This is a genomic window from Candidatus Zixiibacteriota bacterium, assembly GCA_029860345.1.
Lineage (GTDB): Bacteria > Zixibacteria > MSB-5A5 > GN15 > FEB-12 > JAJRTA01.
In genome coordinates, this window is sequence record JAOUBJ010000006.1 from 48,322 (window position 1) to 67,350 (window position 19,029).

The 19,029-nt window shown below is 54.6% G+C and carries 12 protein-coding genes; 4 read left to right on the forward strand and 8 right to left on the reverse strand.

The features are described 5' to 3' along the window. Positions 1–446: 446 nt before the first annotated feature. Positions 447–1,388 carry a thioredoxin-disulfide reductase gene (trxB, locus tag OEV49_07910; GenBank protein ID MDH3890997.1) on the forward strand — a complete coding sequence of 314 codons (942 nt, stop codon included), beginning with the start codon at positions 447–449 and terminating at the stop codon, positions 1,386–1,388. 181 nt (positions 1,389–1,569) lie between these two features. Further along, positions 1,570–1,722 carry a hypothetical protein gene (locus OEV49_07915; protein ID MDH3890998.1) on the forward strand — a complete coding sequence of 51 codons (153 nt, stop codon included), beginning with the start codon at positions 1,570–1,572 and terminating at the stop codon, positions 1,720–1,722. A 182-nt stretch (positions 1,723–1,904) separates the two neighbouring features. On the opposite strand, the gene OEV49_07920 is transcribed toward OEV49_07915, so the two are convergent. After that, a complete protein-coding gene (locus OEV49_07920) occupies positions 1,905–2,963 on the reverse strand; it encodes a DNRLRE domain-containing protein (GenBank protein ID MDH3890999.1) in 1,059 nt (352 codons plus the stop codon). Positions 2,964–3,380: 417 nt separating this feature from the next. Then, complete coding sequence (locus tag OEV49_07925) at positions 3,381–4,361, reverse strand: DNRLRE domain-containing protein (GenBank protein MDH3891000.1); 981 nt, start codon at positions 4,359–4,361, stop codon at positions 3,381–3,383. Positions 4,362–5,032: 671 nt separating this feature from the next. Here OEV49_07925 and OEV49_07930 point away from each other — a divergent pair. Both OEV49_07930 and OEV49_07935 read left to right on the forward strand, forming a co-directional pair. Then, positions 5,033–6,997, forward strand: a complete 1,965-nt coding sequence (locus OEV49_07930; GenBank protein ID MDH3891001.1) for an ATP-binding protein — start codon at positions 5,033–5,035, stop codon at positions 6,995–6,997. A gap of 162 nt (positions 6,998–7,159) precedes the next feature. After that, positions 7,160–9,067, forward strand: coding sequence for an ATP-binding protein (locus tag OEV49_07935; GenBank protein ID MDH3891002.1), 1,908 nt, complete (start codon positions 7,160–7,162; stop codon positions 9,065–9,067). A gap of 551 nt (positions 9,068–9,618) precedes the next feature. Here the strand turns inward: OEV49_07935 and OEV49_07940 are convergent. The 6 genes from OEV49_07940 to pta form a co-directional block, all read right to left on the reverse strand. Further along, positions 9,619–12,918, reverse strand: coding sequence for a hypothetical protein (locus OEV49_07940; GenBank protein ID MDH3891003.1), 3,300 nt, complete (start codon positions 12,916–12,918; stop codon positions 9,619–9,621). Between the two features lie 221 nt (positions 12,919–13,139). Then, positions 13,140–14,417: a citrate (Si)-synthase gene (locus OEV49_07945; protein MDH3891004.1), complete on the reverse strand. Its 1,278-nt coding sequence runs from the start codon at positions 14,415–14,417 to the stop codon at positions 13,140–13,142. Between the two features lie 224 nt (positions 14,418–14,641). Then, positions 14,642–16,012 (reverse strand): FAD-binding protein, encoded by a 1,371-nt coding sequence (locus OEV49_07950; GenBank protein MDH3891005.1) that lies wholly within the window; start codon positions 16,010–16,012, stop codon positions 14,642–14,644. 414 nt (positions 16,013–16,426) lie between these two features. Continuing rightward, entirely contained in the window at positions 16,427–16,756 is a 330-nt protein-coding gene (locus tag OEV49_07955; GenBank protein MDH3891006.1) for a zinc ribbon domain-containing protein, read from the reverse strand. A gap of 58 nt (positions 16,757–16,814) precedes the next feature. Further along, positions 16,815–18,032, reverse strand: coding sequence for a pyridoxal phosphate-dependent aminotransferase (locus OEV49_07960; protein ID MDH3891007.1), 1,218 nt, complete (start codon positions 18,030–18,032; stop codon positions 16,815–16,817). 4 nt (positions 18,033–18,036) lie between these two features. After that, positions 18,037–19,029 carry a phosphate acetyltransferase gene (pta, locus tag OEV49_07965; GenBank protein MDH3891008.1) on the reverse strand — a complete coding sequence of 331 codons (993 nt, stop codon included), beginning with the start codon at positions 19,027–19,029 and terminating at the stop codon, positions 18,037–18,039.

Consider the following 19,029-nt stretch of genomic DNA (forward strand, 5'->3'; position numbering starts at 1 on the left):
GACAGGGCGCCACAGAAAAACTTTTTTCCGGAAAACAAACCCATTTCACTCAACCTGACAGGGAGCAGGCGCAAAGCGCAAAAGGCCATTTATGGCCCGGAAAAGCTTGAGTTTTTCGAAATCCACAATATCATTAGACTCACTGGCGGGTGATGAACCGTGAACTTCTGACTACCCCCACCGTTGATATAGCTATGATACGGTGTGGCGGGTTCGAAGACGGACCCGCCCTACAAGTCGGCTGGCGGGTTCGAAGACGGACCCGCCCTACAAGTCGGCTGGCGGGTTCGAAGACGGACCCGCCCAAGAAAAGATGGATCCCGGATCAAGTCCGGGATGACAGAACGCGCGAAGCGCGAAAAAGTGGCTTGCCACTGGCGGGTTCGAAGACGGACCCGCCGTACGAAGACGAAAGATGGTTTGGAAAGATACATGAGGATTTGACGATGGCCGAAGAGAAGAACTACGATATAGTAATCGTCGGTGGCGGACCGGGTGGATTGACGGCCGGATTGTATGGCGCACGAGCCATGCGCAAAACAATCGTATTGGAGAAAGGTATGCCCGGCGGACAGATTGCCAACACCGAAGAAGTCGAAGACTATCCCGGCTTCGAACATATCTCGGGCTTCGAGTTGGCCACCAAAATGTCCAACCATGCTCAGAAGTTCGGATTGGAAATGGTCACCGAAGATGTGGAAGAAGTGTATGTCGACGGCACAGATCGTGTCGCCCGATGTTCCTCCGGCATGCTTTACCGGGCCAAGGCTATAATTCTCTCGACCGGTGGCTCGCCGGTTCTGCTGGGTGTGCCCGGTGAATCGGAGTACACCGGCAAGGGAGTGTCATATTGCGCTATCTGCGATGGTGCCTTCTTTCGCAACCAGGTCATCGCCGTTGTCGGTGGTGGTGACGCAGCGGTGGAAGAAGCCGGGTTCCTCACCAAGTTCGGATCGAAGGTCTACGTGATCCACCGTCGCAATGAGTTGAGAGCAGCCAAGATCGTCCAGAAACGGGCCTTCGCCAATGAGAAACTCGAATTCATCTGGGATACAATCGTTGAATCGATCAACGGCAGCGACAAGCAGGTTACCAATCTCTCTCTGAAAAACGTCAAAACCGGCGAGAAATCTACGTTAGAAGTCGGTGCCTGTTTTCCCTTCCTCGGATTTGTGCCTAACAGCAACATAACCCGCGAAGCATTGCGCAAGGATCAGGGTGGGTATATCATCACCGACCACAAGATGGAGACATCGATCAAAGGTGTGTTTGCTTGCGGCGACGTGCGTTCACAACTGGTGCGTCAGATTACCAACGCGGTCGGCGACGGCACGACCGCCGCCGTCGCGGCCGAGAAGTACATCGAAGAGATGGAAGACCACGGATAGGTATCCCGACCCCACATTCTCTGTCACCCCACTTTATTCTGTCACCCCCGCGCAGGCGGGGGTCCATCTTCAGGTACAACCACAGAACATTCGTGGGCGGCAGACGCCCTCGTCTGCCCCCTGACAACCTGACGCACGAAGTGACATGCCACTTCTTCGCTGGGGAGGATAAGGCAAACCAATGAATCACGCGAAGCGCGACAAAGTGATTCATCACCGCGCTCCGCGTGATGTCGAAACCACAGGGGTTTCGACCTACGGTGTTCGGGATTCATGCTTCGACTCCGCTCAGCATGAGGTGGTTGCAGACGAGAACCTTCTGACCTCACTCTGAGCGACGGGTGGCACCCTCAAACCCGGTTTGGGGGTGAGGCTTCTTGAACCCGCCCCAAACAAGGTTTGAGACGGCCACCACAACACAACTGGCACAACGTCCACAAAAAAAGCCCGCCGGTGAAAACCGACGGGCTATAGTCATCGTGACAGGATAGAATCTGTCGAAACGGTAATCTCAGATCAGTCGCAGTGCAAAGTCCCGAGGAGACCGTTGTTGTAATCGTCGAGCGTCGACTTCAAATCGTTGACCTCGTCTTTCTGATCCTTGGTCAGCGACTTCCAGTCCATGTAATCGTAATCGGCCAGGAAAGCGTCGGCGGCTGCGATCTCAGAATCAACCGGACTGGAGGCACCGGCGGCCACATTCAACTTGGCTCCCAATAGCTGCGCGTACAGCTTGGTGATACCGTTGGAGGCCTTACCGTAGACGTCCTGATTAAGATAGTCGACAGCGTCCTGAGCGGTGGCTACGGTTCTGGTCTTGGTACCACCGGCATCGCCGAGCAAGATCGGCAGGTACTGCGAGACTTCATCATCCTGCGGGCCGAAACCGGCGTGCGTCTTCCAGAATCCGATTGTCCGGGTGCAACCGTCCGGCGGCGGAGGCGGAGGCTCGGTCGGAATTTCGAAACGAACTAATGCCTGCTTCTCCAGTTCGGTTTCACTGCTATGGCCCGAGCGAATGACATGCACGGCGCCGAAGTTATCATCCGGGTTGAGTTCCCAGATGTATGAGTCGGCAATCGACTCAAACGTTTCGCAGACGAGATCACCTTCGAAGTAGTAGCAAACTTCGAGATAGGGAGCCACGCTGCCATAGTCACGGCTGAACCAGATCGAGCGCGGCCAGGTGAAGCCTTGCTCCAGCAGGAAGCCATAGTTCGGATAGGTGCCGTCAAGCCAGGCCTGGACCAGCGAGGTAGCATCGGTGGACACCCATCCCTCAGCGTCGACCAGGAAGGAGCTTTCGATTGCGCCATCGTAAGCGCCACCGAAGTTGCCCCATGTGACGGTCATCTCGTCCCAATCAGCGGTAATCCGGTGAGTGTTGACGGTCTGGTCGGAAAGCTGCCAGACATACAGGTTCAGGGTTGCAGATTCGATCACAGTCCCCTCAGGAATTGCCAAACCCAACAATCCTACCGGACCGTTGATCTGTGTACCTTCGTCGTCGCCACAACCGGCCACCATCAGAGCCAGGGCTGCCACGGCCACGGTGAGAAAAAGTTTTTTGGTCACTACTACCTCCTTAAGGTAATTCAACACTTCGTTTGGTTTCTACTTTTTGGGCTCTTGGTTCGCTGCCCCCCTCACCGATGAGCACGGGACATTCAACAAAGAGATAAACCCTGTTTCTTCAACGAATGAAACCTACGCAAAAACCGTGCGAATTCGAGGCTGGTTCACAAATGACCAGATGACTTTTTTTTGCTCCAAAAAACGCCGTGCATCGGGCGTTTACGGCACTGTGACCGATCCTTTGGGAAACCGTTAGGTGCCAAAGTAAGAACTTGGCTTTACTGATATGCATGCGGTTGCAGGATTGTCGGTCGGTAAGCACTATCGAACCATGCCTAACAAGAATAAGCCCGCCGGTGAAAACCGACGGGCTGTATCATTCAATGTCAAACGGTAGACTTAATCAGAAGAGCTAAATCAGTCCAACGGACAGAGTCGGCCACCGGTTCTGCTGTAGCCGTCGAGGATCTCAAAGTCACCGGCGACCATGCCAATGTAGATCGGCTGTGAGCAACTGGTGTGGATCAATGTATGGTACTCTCCGTCCACATACAGATATATTTCCGGACTCAGAGTTCCCTGCTTGTCTGCGCCGACAAAGTTGATGCTGCCACCAGGAAGAACCTGACCGGAGAAGACGAGGCCACCCAGATCACCTTTTTTGCCTTTCATAAAGACTTCAACCGTGGCTTCGGCGGCACCGGAATAAGCCAGTGTCAACTCCGAGATCTTGCCTTCGCAAGGGCCGCAGTCGTCGGGCGGCTCCACGGGCAGATCAAATTGGATCACTGATTGCTTTTCCAAATCGGTGGCCAACTGCCAACCGGTGCGCAGGGTTTCACTGCCGCCGTAGTTGTCATCGGGAGCGCCTTCCCAGAATTCAGCGTCGGCGATGGCAGGAAGCTGTTCGCAGACTTCCACTCCGCCCTCCATATAACAAACCTCGAGGAAGGGATCCATGTCGCCGTTATGCTCGCGGCTGAGAAAGATCGAGCGCGGATAGGTTGTTCCCTGCTCAAGCAGGAATCCGTAGTTGGCGTAGTTGCCGTCAAGCCAGTCTTGCACCAGCGCTGTAACGTCGGTGGATGTCCAGCCTACTGCCGCCACTGGGATGGACCCGTCGATGGCCGCTGCATACGAACCACCGAAGTTGTTCCAGGTGATAGTCATCTCTTCCCAGTAATCGGTGACCCGATGAACATTGACGGTCTGGTTTGAAACCTGCCAGACATAGAGATTCAGCGTGGCTGATGTCAGCACCGCTCCGGGCGGGATGGCCGAACTAAGCATTCCGGCCGGTCCACCAAACGGTGTCCGGGTGCCTTCGTCGTCGCCACAACCGGCCACCAACAGGGCCAACGCGGCCACCATCAGGGTGAGAGTAAGTTTTTTGATCACTACTTTACCTCCTTGGGGTTGTTTAAAACTTCGCTTGGTTTCTTCGTCTTGGGCACCTCAGTAGCTGCCCGCCTCGCCGACGAGCACGGGACAGTTGACATAGAGATACACCCTGTCTGCTCAAGGATAGAAGACGACGCAAAAACTGTGCGAGATTGAGACAGATTCGTCTTCGGCCAGGTTCTTTTTTCACTTCGGGAATGTGGCTCATACCAAGCGTTTACGGCGTACCACAGGCCCTTTCGATTGCCGGCTGGCGGGCTAATGGGGAGTGCTGCCGCCCACTATGCATGGGGTTGCAGTTTATGTTCACGGGTTTGACCAATTGGCAGGCCAAATCATGGTGTCTGTTCACCGGCTCAAGATAAAGGCCAACAGAAGCTGTTGAGTCATCGTCTTGTAACTGAGCTACCCAAACGCCAACAGCGTGTTGATAGGGCGGCATGTCCTTTGCTGTTTTGGAGGGCATAAGTTATATTGACCCGATGATCTAAACGAAAATCGGGAGTGGTGCGCGCTGGTTTACCAGCCACCTGACGTTAGAGTCGGGCATCCCCCCTCCGCCACTCCCGTTTTTTTGTGCCATTTTTGCACGGTAACAGCCGTTCATAACTGCCCACCCACTGCCGATAAACCAATGATAAGTGAACTTTGTGTCGAGGAATTCGCTTTTGAACAAGTGGCTGTTTCGTCCGTTTCGACCGGCTCTGCTCTCCAGATTGGGCCATATTATTGTCGTGCAGGTGATCTTCGTTTTTGCCGCCTTTGCGCTGATACTGTTTTTCCCCCACAGGGAGGCCTCTGTTGATTTCAGCACGGTAGAACGTGGTTTTCGTTCTCTGGCGCAAGACGTGGCGGAATATCTTGTCACCGCTACGCCCAGTTCCGGGACCATTCAGAGCGATCCCCTCATTGACGAATCTCTCAGCCGACTGGTTCAGTCTCAGACCAACATCATGAAATCGTCGATCTATCTTCTGGAGATGGATGGAGGGACTGCTCGCGTGTTTGATTACACTTCGGGCTCCAGTCATCAAGCGGGCCCCACCGACGACTCTGATCTTGGTGTTGTAGCAGAACCTATACTGCGCAACATGACCGAAAAACACGCGATCGGCCGGCTGGTCCCGATAAGTCTGAGCACAGACCGGCTTGTCTACGCATATTGTTTCGAGTTGGGTGACCAACGTCGGGCCGTAATGGTGGCCGCGCTTCGCCAGGAGTTGCTGGTCTCCAATCGGGATACTGTTCTGTACGGGTTGCTGCTTTTGTTTCTCGGATCGATCCTTGTGTCACTGCTGACAGTTTATCTGATTTCGCAACGTTTCAGAGGACCTCTAAAAAGACTGGAACATGGTCTTGCCAAGACGGCCGCGGGAGAGCTCTTCTACCTGCTTGAGGAGGGTGGTGATGCTGAAGTCAATCGGTTGGTGGCGTCGTTCAATCAGATGTCCAAAACGCTGTGGAAGAACCATCAGGCGCTCAAGCGTTACAACCAGCTACTCAAAGATGCATACTTTACCCAGACCGAATCGCAGGTCTTTCTCGCCACCTTGATCGACTGCTCCCCCTGTTGTGTGGTGGCAGCCACCTCAGAAGGGGAGGTGGTGATTTTCAACCGCAAAGCCGGCGAAGTTTTCGGATATGAGAACGGGCAAGCGCTCGGCCTGACAATAAACGAATTGTTTGCCACCTCGCGTGATAATGGAGGCATTGATACTTCCGGGCCAACATCTGAAACTTCCGGCGAAGTCGTTTGTCAACGCCAGGATGGTTCAATGTTCCCGGCCTATCTGGTTGTCTCGAAAGTCTCGGCTGAGACAGATCGCCTTCCGGTTCATCTTTTCATATTCCTGGACATTTCAGAGAGTAAGAACTTCCAGGAAATGATGGTCAGCATCGACCGTTACTACACGCGCGGTGAGATGGCCGGCGATATCGCTCACGAGATCAACAACTACCTGGCCGTGTTGGGTGGGAATATCGAACTGATGCCTTTGTTCCTAAAACGGGGTGACCAGGAGAAGATAAATAAGAAACTGGAATTGATGAAGACTACTGTGGACAAAATTGCCCGTTTCTCCGATGGTCTGATGGACATAAATCAGGGCGAGTCGAGATTCGAACCGGCTGATCTTAACCAGCTAACCCAAAACATAATGGCTTTCCTGATGCCGCAGAATCGCTTTGACGGCGTCCACATCAGTACTGATCTATCCTCCGAGTTGCCGCTGGTGCAACTGGACCCAAACCAGATTCAACAGACCCTGGTCAACCTGATCCAGAATGCCGCCGACGCCTTGGCTGACTGTCCCGATAACCGCCGGATTGTGGTGCGCACCGAGCTTTCAGATGATAAGAGCCACGCCCGGGTTGTGGTCTCAGACAATGGACCGGGTGTGGATAGCGAACATGAAGGATCGCTGTTTGAAAAACGGTTCACCACCAAGCGCAAAGGACATGGTTACGGCCTCGTGACCTGCAAGAGAATCATCGATGCGCACAACGGCAACCTCCGCTATCAGCGAACCGACACGACAGAGTTTTTATTTGATCTGCCCATCAAGCACGCCAAGACGGAGAGCGAGATTTCGTCCGAACCCGCTGCGACCGAAGTGGCTTGCCGACCCGTCTAACTTTTAGTTGCCGCGACCTGAGTCCACGACTACATTGATCTTATGCCAGGTAGTCGCGCGAACAGTCCCACCGGGAGGGATCCCCGTTTTCTTGCGACGCTTCTGCTGGTTCTTGCCCTGGTAATAGTACTTGTCACCTGGATTGGTATTCGTGAGAATCGTTTGGACAGTCTGCAACTGTTGAGGATGCAGGGCGGCGCCTTTACCGAGGCACTGGCCCAGGCGGCGGAGAGCGCTATGGCCTCTGAGTCCTTTGTCGATTACCTGATCCACCTGCGATATGCCGAGGTGGTGCGCAATGTCACCCGCCACGACCTGGCAAACGTGTCCGATCAACAGTTGGTACGAACGGCTGTTGAACATGATCTGTTTGGGCTGTTTGTTCTCGATTCTACGGCGACCCTCACCACAGGTGGCGTAACTCGCGGTCCGGCCTCGGGTCCGCCTCAGTTTGTATTCGACGAAGCGGCGCAGCTTTTGTCACAACCAGAGCACAGGTATGTCCTCTTGCTCGACGAAGGGGACGATCCGGGGGAGATCATACATTACTATCTGGAACTCACCAACGACCTGCGCTGGGTGGTCGTGCTGGCCGCCGATGCATCATACTATATCGAAGCTCTGAGGGAAACGCAGATCGGATACCTGACCCAGAACATGGCTCGGGAAGAGGGCGTCGAGTATATCATATACCAATCGACCGAGGGAATCATCTTTTCCTCACGCAAGACCGGCCAGTTACTGGCTATTGAGAGTGACCCTTTTCTGACCGAGTCGCTCGACAGCGACAGTATCCGGTACCGCACCTACGAGTTCCAGCAAAGGCAGGTGCTCGAACTGGTGCGTCCGTTCGCTTCGGAGGATTACCCCTTCGGTCTCTTGCGCGTCGGAATCTCTCTGGAGGGATACAATACGGTGTCACGCAGTTTCGACAGATTGATGCTCTCGCTGGCCGCCGTGATGTTCGGGTTGATCCTGGTCGGACTGTTGTACTTGAGAAGCCGACGTAAACGAAGAGAGTTGTCCGAACGGTACAGCCGTATCAAAACAACCACCGATAGGATCTTTGATGAAATGCGAACGGGGGTGGCAGTAGTTGACCACCACGGTATTGTGACACTCGTCAACGCTGCTTTTGAGAGTGTCTTCGGTGTTTCAAACATGCTGGGTCGGCAGTTCTCCAGCGTAGTATCCGAACCGCAACTTGATCATGCAACAACCGGATCGGGTCGGGGAACTTCGACTGAAACCGAAATCATGATCGAACGCAAAGGCGCCGCCGTGCATCTACTGGCAGCCACATCGGCCCTGCAGTTTGACGGTGCAGAAACGGCCGGGACGGTTATAGTTGTATACGACGTCACGCGGCTGAAACAGTTTGAACGTGAAGCGGTCCGTCGTGAACGGTTGTCGGAAATGGGACACCTGGCGGCCGGAGTGGCCCATGAGATCCGAAATCCGCTCAACACCATCTCTATCGCCGCCCAACGACTGGCTGGGGAGTTCACACCCGAGCAGAATCAGCAAGAGTACTCAGGCATGACTTCGCAGATCAAAGAGGAAGCGACACGTCTCAATGAAATCATAACACGTTTTCTGGCGCTGGCTCGTGAAGAGAAAAAGAGATTTCAGCCGATTGCGCTCGATAGTTTCATCGAAGAGTTCGTGCATTTCATCACACCGGAAGCAGAACAGTTGGGCATTGAGTTGTCTGTTGATTTGGTGTCCGGATGTACAATCCAGGCGGATGACGGCAACCTGAAACAGGTCTTCACCAACCTGTTCAACAACGCGAAGGAAGCACTGAACAAGCAGCCCGGCCATGTCCGGATAAGGACGGAATCTACAAAAGACAAAGTACAGATTCTTCTGGCCGACAGTGGACCTGGAATCAAAGAGTCTATACGAGAAAAAGTATTTGCTCCTTACTTCACGACCAAGGATGCCGGTACCGGGCTGGGCCTTCCGACTGTACACAAAATCATCTCGGAGATGGGCGGCGAAATCACCATCGCAGACTCCGACCTCGGCGGCGCGGAGTTTGTGATTACATTGCCGGTACAAAAGTAGGGGAGGACTGTCCGCAGAGTTGTAGCAAAGGTAGTGTTGAAAAAGCTCCTTCTGAGTTGCGGTGGGTCCTGCGTATTCGCGCCAGCGAATCCGTGTGACCCGCCGGCGAGGTTCTTGTAGATTCGAAAGGTCAGGTCTACGGTAGTATCGATCGGGGTTCCGTGACTATCGGTCACCCGCCCCTGGTAGCTGTTGTGCCCGGCACTGAGGCCTGGGCGGCCGATGTCACAAGTATCACAAGACAAAACAGTTTTCGCATTGGGATTCCTCTCGTCAGTTTATCTAATGGCCACTCGAATTGTAGTCGTATGGGTCAGGGCTTATATGGTTCGCTCTGAGTTCATACCGGTAAGGAACTTCCAGGCTGTCTACGCCTTCGTACTCTATCGGAGATGTATCTGCCCACATAATAGCACAAAAGCGGATTTCGTCAATAGGCAGTTACCCTTTGGACGTCACGACATACAAGTCTTCGGACCCGGTCACGAATCTAGCAGGCGATGCCGGCCCGCGCGACTCAAACGTCACGCGGGCGCGTGAACAAGTCAGGACTATGGACAAGCCGCGGGCGCCGGTCCGCCGGTGAACATGTAATCTACCAAGTACACCAGATCGACAATGTCGATATCCGTCAAGCTCTCGCTGGGAGGAGTGGCGCAGCAAGAACCGTCGACATTGGCTTCTTTCACACAGAGCGGCGGATCGCCCTCGGAGAACATGAAGTCCACCAATGTGACCAGGTCGCTGATGTCGATGTTGCCCCGAGTATCTCCGCCTGCATTTCCTCGCATGCCCTCGCAGCAGCTTCTCACCTGCCCCACGGTCAGTTCATAGATCTGGTTGTATCCTTGCGGGTAGACCGAAGTCGTGTCGGTATCCAGCATGTACTGAATTCGAACGACACCGGTGGGGTCGACGGCCAGATCGCCCGGGTAGGTGTCGATCGTGTCACTGGTAAGAGTCACTGGAGCTATCCAGCCAAGAGCCAGGTTATCGAAGTTGAGTTGGGTGAATCTGATTTCTCCATCGTACAGCACACCGTCATCGCGCTCGAAACCTACGAACGCCATCAGCACCTGGTTGCCAAGCATTGTTAACTTAGGCGTTGTTCCATACCCGGTACTATCGACTACACCAATCGTATCAACGGACCAGCCGGAGGTCGTTCCGACCGAGGCTGCGATTCGCGTGTTGTCGCCAAAGACGACCGAATCGACTATGGCGCCAACGCTGTCGTACTGGTATCCCCAGAATTCGTAAGCCACCACCACCGATTGATCGACGGGGCTTAAAGCAATACTTGGATTGAGCGGACCGCGAGCGGTGAGAAAGGCGTAGTTACTTCCCGACGGGATACCGGAGCTGCTGATGGAGGTCACCAGAAGTTCGCGAGTGCTGGGGCTGCTCACACCGTCCTGAGGTGCGGGGTCGTGCACCCAGACGATAACCGCCTCACCTGACCAGTCATAAAAATCCACCGTGGGTTGGGCATTGTAGCCGTCCTGATTGGGCAATTCCCCCATTGTCCATCCGGCGCCATTGTTGTAGGCATAGGCGATACGCTGATTGGTCGGATCGTAGGAGGTGCCTGTGTTGTAGCTCCAGACGGCGCAGAGACGGCCGTTCGAACTCGCGATGGCAGGCGCGGCGTCGGCATACCCGTCCGACGTTAGCCGCTCCGGCGGCTGCCATCCGGTGACATGGTTGTATCTGGCGGTGAATATCTCGTGTTCCCTGGCGATGTTATATAGACTGTCCAGAAGAACGCTGTCAGGTGCAATTGGATTCACGTTTTCCGCCCAGACAGCAACGAAAGAACTGTCGCCGTGGGCGGTAACGTCGGGGTGGACCTTCGGTCGGCCGGAGGATGTTAACGCCACCGGCGTGCTCCAGGACGAGCCGGGGTCAAGTTCGGAAAAGTAGATTTCCTGATCTTCGAAACCTTCTGTGCGCACGAAGACGGCCATTGTCTTCAAGGCATTCGAGGCCAGCGCCGGTGGTCCGTAATAGTTGTCGTCCTCGACGTTGGTGAGTGATAGGCCGGCAGTAGCGCCGGTGAGGAAATCATCGATGTATAGCTTCCCCCCGGGGCAACTGTCCATCAAAGTAAGATGCCCGCTGTACTTTTTGGTTTTCCAGAGAAACTTCAGGGTGGCTTTCCAATCCAGCTTGAATATTCTGCAGAGTTCAGTATTGATCTCCAGCGTGTCGGGACCGCGTGAAATACCCGTAGCAATATCATACCGGAAGTCACTCGTGATATCGACCTTTGCCGAGGCAAGCCCGGCGAGTATCTTTATCTCCCCAAACGCCTTGGCCGCAATTTCCAGTTCGGACACAAAGTCCAATCTACCCCAGAAGGGTTCGGGCGGTGCGTACAACGTACCATCCACCGTCCACGATCCATCGGTGTGCTTGATGGTGCCACCGACGGTAACACTCAAAATGTCTCCCCCAACCGTGAACTGCACCCACACACCCTCGAAAAGTTTGAGAGGGCTGGTCGTCAACCCGACCACGGGCGAGGCAAAGTTGAAAACTCGGGGATCCTCCTCCTCCCACACCGACACGCCAGCGTCTGTGGATAGTACAGAGGCGCCAAACAGGATGAAACGAATAGTATCATCCAAGGTGATGTCCTGCGAACCGTCCAAATTGAAGTCCTGATAGATGTAAACGTCGTAGGACAACCTGTTTTCCATGAGGCGCTGGAACAGCGTGAAAGTGTCTCGGTACAGGTAAGGCGCCGACCACTGCGGTACGATTGAATTGATATCGTAGAACTCACCCAGGGTGTCGAAGGATGCGTCGGAATGGGCGAACCAGGCATCGGCCAAAGGTTTGTCTTCAGTGGCGAAAAGCCTCTCGCAGGTGACTATATCACCGAGATTTGCCTGATACAAATGCTCCCCCTCGGGGAGCTTCCACATCAAAGTGTCTTCGTATGTAAGCTCGTGATTTATCAAATCTATGTCACCTACCTCGAATTGATAACCCGATTCCTCGTCATCGTACAGAATGGTGATCGGTGTCTGCGGCGGTAGCACATGCACAAACGGTTGGAACCTGACGTAGACGGAATCCGGACGCTCGATATTAGTGGCGAAGTGAACCGTGTCAGGACTATCGGCATCGTACTGGAAATAGATGGTGTCACAGAAGCTACCCCCCACTTGAAGCGCAAAACAATAGGGCCCGCCCCACTTTGGATTCGTGCTGCCCCCTCCCCCCAGATTCCAATGCCAATTACCACTCGGCGGAAACCAGCAGGAATCGATACAGTACGTGGCGCCGGTGTCGGCACAGTCCAGCTCGGTAGTGATGGTCCATAGGTAGCCCACAAAATCCGGCGGCAAACCCGGCCCCAAATCGCCGTACCCAGCCTCCAGACCGATGGTGTCTGCGCCGCTGCCGTCCAAGCTCCCCAGATAAGGAAAGACATCCGGCCCGAAGTACGTTAAAAGCAATTCCGGGTTGAGACCCAGGGTGGGAACTGCCCAGGTAGCGCCCTCCGGCGAGTAGAGTCGAAAGCCGAGGTCGAACTCCGAGATGTTTTCGTCGGTACGGTTGTACAACCAGATGGTAAAGTTGAACGGTTGACCGCACAAAATGGTGCTCCCGATGCCGGCGCCGTCTCCAGTAAGCGTGATGGTCAAATCCTTTGGAATGAGGGGGGCGATATCCGGTGTTGTGTAGACTTCTCTATTCGTGGATACGGTTTCCGGCACCCCACGGGAACTTCGATTGACGGGCGAAGGATCTCCTGAGCCACCGGGGCCAGTGAGAGCCCACGCGGTCAGCGCCAATAGACTGATAGCGAGCACCGCCGGAATTGTCTTACAGCGTTTCATCGTGCGTCTCCTTTCACGATTCGTACTTCCCGTAAACGTCGATTCAAAATGTGAGCGAAATATCACCGGAATCTATAGCAAACAAAGCCGGAGCGCAACGACCATTTTTACCGCCTTTCCTCCCTTCCAGGTTCGAGCATGGGTATATCGCCCCCCAAAAAAAGCGGCCCGCTGGATGCGAGCCGCTTGTGATGCACAACTGATTGACTGAGAGTCGGTAACTACTTCACCTGGTCAAAGAGCCACTTGGTACTGACCGACTTGGGCCGGGTGATAGCCGTACCCAAGGCGCGATTGAGAACCAACTGCGCAAGCATACCCATGCAACGCGACACACTGAACAGCACCGTGTAATACTCGAACTCTTTCAAGCCATAGTAATACAACAGCGCGCCGGAACCGGCATCGACATTCGGCCAGGGGTTGGCTGCCTTGCCGTGCTCCTTGAGGACCTCGGGTACGATCTTGAAGACGCGATCAACTGTCTGGAAAACCGGATCGTTCTTCATGTATTTTTTGCCGAAGGCGTTGAAGGCACTGAAGCGCGGATCGGTTACCCTTAGTACGGCATGTCCATAACCCGGGATCACCTTACCGCCACGCAGCGTCTCCCAGGCGTAGTCGCGGATATCTTCATCGGTCGGCGCGCCGCCGAATCTCTCCATAGTCTTTAGCACCCACCCAAGACATTCCTGGTTGGCCAATCCGTGTAAGGGGCCAGCCAGTCCATTGAGACCTGCCGAGACTGCATAGAAAGCATCAGACAAAGCCGAGCCTACGGTGTGACAGGTGTTGGCGGAAACGTTACCACCTTCATGATCACAGTGCAGGGTCAGGTACAAGCGCATCATCTTTGCCGTGTCACCCTTCTTGGGCGGCAGACCAAGCTGCCTGGCATAGTCGGCGGCCCAGTCGAGTTTTTTGGACGGCTCGATCAGGGCGCCTTTCTTGTACTTTATGCGATAGACACCGGCGGCGATGGTGTGAATCGTACCCATCAGACGCATAGCATCTTCCAGGGCCGGCTCCCAGTACTCGGTTTTGTGCATGCCGGCCGTATAGCGCGCACGAAAGGCCGATTCGTTTTCCATCGTCATGATGGCCGTGTCAAGCATAGCCATAGGATGCGACGATTTCGGCATCGCCCGAAGGACCTTCCACACGTATTCGGGTACTTTGCCGGCTGCTCTCAACTCTTTCTGGAACAGTTTAAGCTCATCCGCTTTGGGAAGCTTGCCCGTGATCAACAGCCAGAAAATCTCCTCCGGCAGTTTCTCGGTCAACTTCATGATGGGATAACCACGAATGATCAAACCTTTGTCGGGTTCCACCAACGAAGTGTCGCAAACCATTCCCTTCACTCCACGCATCCCCCCGAAAGCCTGCGCCACCGTAACTTCCGAGATCTTTTGAGTGCCGTGCTCTTTCATCAGTTTGCCGCGCTCGTCTCGCAGTTTCGGGATCAAACCGGCCAGGGTTTCTTTGAGTGTCTTGGCCATGGGAAACTCCTTTGTAACTATCTCCTACCCAATCTACATTTTCAAGGCCGAAAAGTTGCCTTTTTTACCCTCAAGTGAAAGATTTCACAATGGGGATAAATAAGGTACGGCGGATGAGATTACTTGTCAAGCTCCTCTGCAAAAAAAAGTGGACCTGTCATCGAAGATGGAGTTTTCACTCGCCTTGCCGCAACAAAGGAGCAGTAGATTATTCCTGTAAACACCTACCCACAGCGGATATCCGTGAATACCTTGCCCGGATTCATGGTATTGTCGGGATCGAAGACTTTTTTGGCTCTCTTTATGGTTGCCAGGGTCGGGGGGTCAAACTCCCAGTGCAGATAGGGCGCTTTGTGCTTGCCGATACCGTGCTCACCGGAGAGAGTGCCACCAAGCTCAAGTGTCTTGTGAAAAAGTTCCTCAACTCCCTGGTGAATCAGCTTCTTCTCGTCGGGGTCACCGGTCATCGAAAGAAAGCTGACATGCAGGTTGCCGTCCCCGGCATGACCGAAAGCATTGATGCGAAGAGGGCTGTCTTCATTCATCGCTGCAACGAACGACACCAGTGTCATAAACTCCGAGACCGGTACGGCTACATCCTCGTTGTAGCGCACCGCGGCCATCGCCTTGACTGCTTTGGAAAGATTGCGCCGCACCCGCCACAGCCGAGCGGCTGTCTCTTGATCATCGGACCAGCTCAGATATGAACAATGATTCTGCTCGCACAACTTACGTACTGCGGCTGTTTGCTGTTCGTCTCGGTCGCCTGCTGTTTCCACCAGCAGAATTGCACCGGCCTTTTCAAGCCCGTCGATCTTCTCATACTTGTTGGAACAGTCGGCAGCGTCACCATCGATATACTCCATCACGGTCGGCACGATTCCGGCGGCGATGATAGCAGCTACCGTTCGACCGGCGTCGGTAGGTTCATCAAAAGTGGCCAAGAGCGTGCTGCCCACAGTCGGCATGGGAACAAGGCGCACCGCGATCTCGGTCACAATCGCCAGCGTTCCTTCGGAGCCGATGAGCAGGTCGTGATAATTGAAACCGCGCCGAGAACCGAAACATCCCGTTTTTAGCAACGCTCCGTCAGCCGTGACGGCTTTCAAGCCGATGATATAGTCACGAGTAACACCAAACCGTTTGCACCGTAGCCCACCGGCGTTCTCGGCAACATTGCCGCCGAGTGTACACTCTTCGTAGCTGGCCGGGTCAGGCGGATAGGTCAGCCCGTGCACGGCCGCGGCATCGAGCAGTTCTTTGGTGATGACACCGGGGCCGCAATTGGCCAGGGAGTGAGCGGGGTCTATCTCCAGTTTCTTCATTCGTTCGAGGGACAGCACAATGGACTCGTTGGTCGGGACACATCCGCCGGAGAGGCCGGTGCCGGTTCCTCTGGCCACAATCGGCAACCCGAACTCACCGGCAAAATGGACGGTTGCGATAACATCCGATTCGTTCTCAGCGAACACTATAGCGGTCGGCCGAACGGACTCTTCCGTGGCGTCTTTGAAGTACTCCTCCCAACCATCAAGTTGCGTGATCAAGGAAGATGGATCGTTCAGATTCGCGGCGAGTTTGTCAAAATCGGGCATGTATGTATCCGCATAGTCGCATCATATTGTTGATGAAGAATGCATGTCTGCGGCCGAATGTCAAGGTTGCAACAAGGGAGTCGTTCACCCTTCGACTGCGCTCAGGGTGACACGGTCAAGCCGTGTTCCTTGCCCTTCGGGACAGACAGTAGGTCAGGACCCTTGTGGTCCTGACAATGGCGTCAGGTCCGTAAAGGACCTGACCTACAACGGCACTTCCGAGCGTGGCGGGTTCACGCCGCAACTCGCGGGCGATGACGGACCCGCCCTGCCATACTCCCCCGCCTGTCACCCCGGCGAAGGCCGGGGTCCGTCTTTTCTTGTTGCTTGGTCGGCAGGACAGAACCGCTACTGGCTCTTCCGTTCTTCATTGGCGGTGCCGCGGCGGGCCTTCCGCCCGACACGAGCCTGAGATCATTCAGACGATGGCTTCTTTTTATCTGACGGCTTGGTGGCTTTGGAATCGGATGTTGACGATCCGGTTGAACTCTTTGACGAATCCGACGATGACTCACTCTTTACGCCACCGCCCTTGTCAGCCGCGGCCGCCTTCTTGTATGAATCGCTACGGTAGTCGGTTTGGTAGAAGCCCGATCCTTTGAACAGAAAACCTGCACCGCCGGAGATTACACGTTGGACCTGACCCTTGCAGGTGGGACAGACTTCGAGTGGTTTCTCGGTGATCGATTGGAACTCTTCGAATTCATGTCCACAATCGTTGCATCGATAGACGTATGTCGGCATCTACCAAACTCCAAACATAACTAGTTGACGTGTAAATGTAGAACAGCAACCGGTCGCATCAACCCCAACTCCTTCTAACTGTACGGCCACCCATTTTGATTTCATCGACCGAGTCACAGCCCAGCGCCCACTTTATGCGCGCTAACGCCTCGTTAATCTCCTCCGGTTGGCCGCAGTAAGTCAGTCTAAGATGACCGGGAGCGCCGAACTCGGATCCGGGGACAGTCACGACCAGCGCTTTTTCGAGCAGGAATTCGGCAAGTTTGACATCGTCTTTCTCATAAGCGGAGAAGTCGGCCAGACAATAGAAAGTTCCATCGGGGGGCACACAACTGACACCGTCAAAACTGTCGATTAACGCCACCATGTTATCACGGTTCGCCTGAAGTTCAGCCCTCATCTTCTCGACACAACTCTGATCGCCGGTCAGCGCCGCCGCAGCTGCCTTCTGCAGCGGACCGGAAAGACAGGTTGTGTTCTGTCCGGATACCTTTGCCAGGGCACTTGACACTTGCGGGTTGGCAATCGACCAGCCGATGCGAAAGCCGGTCATACCGTATGACTTGGAGACACCGTTCACCACGATGATATATGAGTCATCGGTCATGCCATCAGTGAAATCGAAACAGGGCACCGCCTTGGCCCCGTGAAACACAAGCCGGTGGTAGATGTCGTCCATTATCAGGTAGATCTTCTTCTTCTGGCAAAGTTCCACCAGGCCGCCAATAAGGTCGGGGGGATAGATGACTCCTGAGGGATTGTTGGGACTATTGACAATGATCGCCCTGGTCGACGGGGTCACTGCGCTTTCGATGTCTTCCAGCCTGGGCGTGTGAGTGCCATCGGCAGGTTGGACCGTCACCGGCCGTGCGTGAACCAGTCGGACCATTTCAGGGTAGCTCACCCAGTAAGGTGAAATCACGATCACCTCCTCTTTGGGATTCACCAAAGATACCAGGAGGTTGTAAAGTCCATGCTTTGCACCGGCGGTGATCATGACATTGCTGGAATCGATCTGCGTGTTGTAGTATCGTCTGGTGTAGTCAACCACCGCATCTATCAGCACCGGTTCACCCCTGCACGGGCTGTAGTGTACGCGGCCGGTTGCCAGTGCCTCACTGCCGACTTTAACAGCTTCGTCGGGTGTTGTGCGAAACGGTTCACCGGCGGCCATGGAGATTACCGGTTCGGCTTTTTCGCGCAGGCGGCGCGCCTTTTCCGTCATGACCAGGGTGGCCGATTGTTTCAGTTCTTTGGCGAGTTGACTTATGCTCATTCGCTCAGCCTTTCATCAACATGGCTATGGCGGTGACATCAACGATGTCGTCCACCGAACAGCCACGGGAAAGATCGTTTGCCGGTTTGGCCAGTCCCTGGATAATCGGGCCGGTAGCAGTGGCGCCGGCCAGGCGCTGGGTTAGTTTATAGGCAATGTTGCCGGCATCAAGGTCGGGAAAAACCAGGATATTGGCATCGCCTGCGATAGCCGAGCCGGACGCTTTGCTGTCGGCGATTTCCGGGACGATTGCGGCGTCAACCTGAAGTTCGCCGTCCGCCTTGATATCGGGATAGCTCTTTTGGAACAGCTTAAAAGCTGTTACAACTTTATCGACGTCGTCATGGTGTGCGGAACCCTTTGTTGAGAACGACAAGAATGCGACGCGCGGCTCCTCACCGAGCAGGTTCTTCATCGTGTCAGCCGTGGCGGCAGCGACCGACACCAGTTGCTCCGAGGTCGGGTTGGGAAGCACGGCGCCGTCGGCGTAGAGGAACACTTTGTCGAGCTGATCGCGATACTTCGGTAAGGTCATCATAAAGCAACTGGAAACGGCGGAGATTCCTTCCTTGAGACCGAGCACCTGGATACCCGCACGGATGACGTCGCCGGTAGTGTGAATCGATCCGGCCACTGACCCGTCTGCTTTGTCATGGCGTACCAGCATGGCGCCGAAGTAGAGCGGTTTTAGCATGGTCGCTTGCGCGTGCTCCTCGGTTAGCCCACGTTCTTTGCGCAGCTCCAACAACTCGTCAACATAGCTGTTGTAGTCTGGTGAGTGAGCCGGATTGACAACTTCCACACGCGAAAGATTGACTCCATGCTCCGATGCCAACTTGGCGATCTGGTCTTGGTCCCCCAAAAGTGTCACCGCTGCGACCCCTTCCGAGAGTATCTTTTTGACCGCCTGGATTACGCGCGGCTCGGTTCCTTCGGGCAACACCACGCGCCGTTTGGCTGATCTGGCTCTTTCTTTGATTCTACTAAGCGCTTTCAT

Coding starts and splice junctions, on each gene's coding strand:
- trxB (MDH3890997.1), top strand. CDS start 447: ATGGCCGAAGAGAAGAACTACGATATAGTAATCGTCGGTGGCGGACCG.
- OEV49_07915 (MDH3890998.1), top strand. CDS start 1,570: ATGAATCACGCGAAGCGCGACAAAGTGATTCATCACCGCGCTCCGCGT.
- OEV49_07940 (MDH3891003.1), bottom strand. CDS start 12,918: ATGAAACGCTGTAAGACAATTCCGGCGGTGCTCGCTATCAGTCTATTG.
- OEV49_07945 (MDH3891004.1), bottom strand. CDS start 14,417: ATGGCCAAGACACTCAAAGAAACCCTGGCCGGTTTGATCCCGAAACTG.
- OEV49_07950 (MDH3891005.1), bottom strand. CDS start 16,012: ATGCCCGATTTTGACAAACTCGCCGCGAATCTGAACGATCCATCTTCC.
- OEV49_07955 (MDH3891006.1), bottom strand. CDS start 16,756: ATGCCGACATACGTCTATCGATGCAACGATTGTGGACATGAATTCGAA.
- OEV49_07960 (MDH3891007.1), bottom strand. CDS start 18,032: ATGAGCATAAGTCAACTCGCCAAAGAACTGAAACAATCGGCCACCCTG.
- pta (MDH3891008.1), bottom strand. CDS start 19,029: ATGAAAGCGCTTAGTAGAATCAAAGAAAGAGCCAGATCAGCCAAACGG.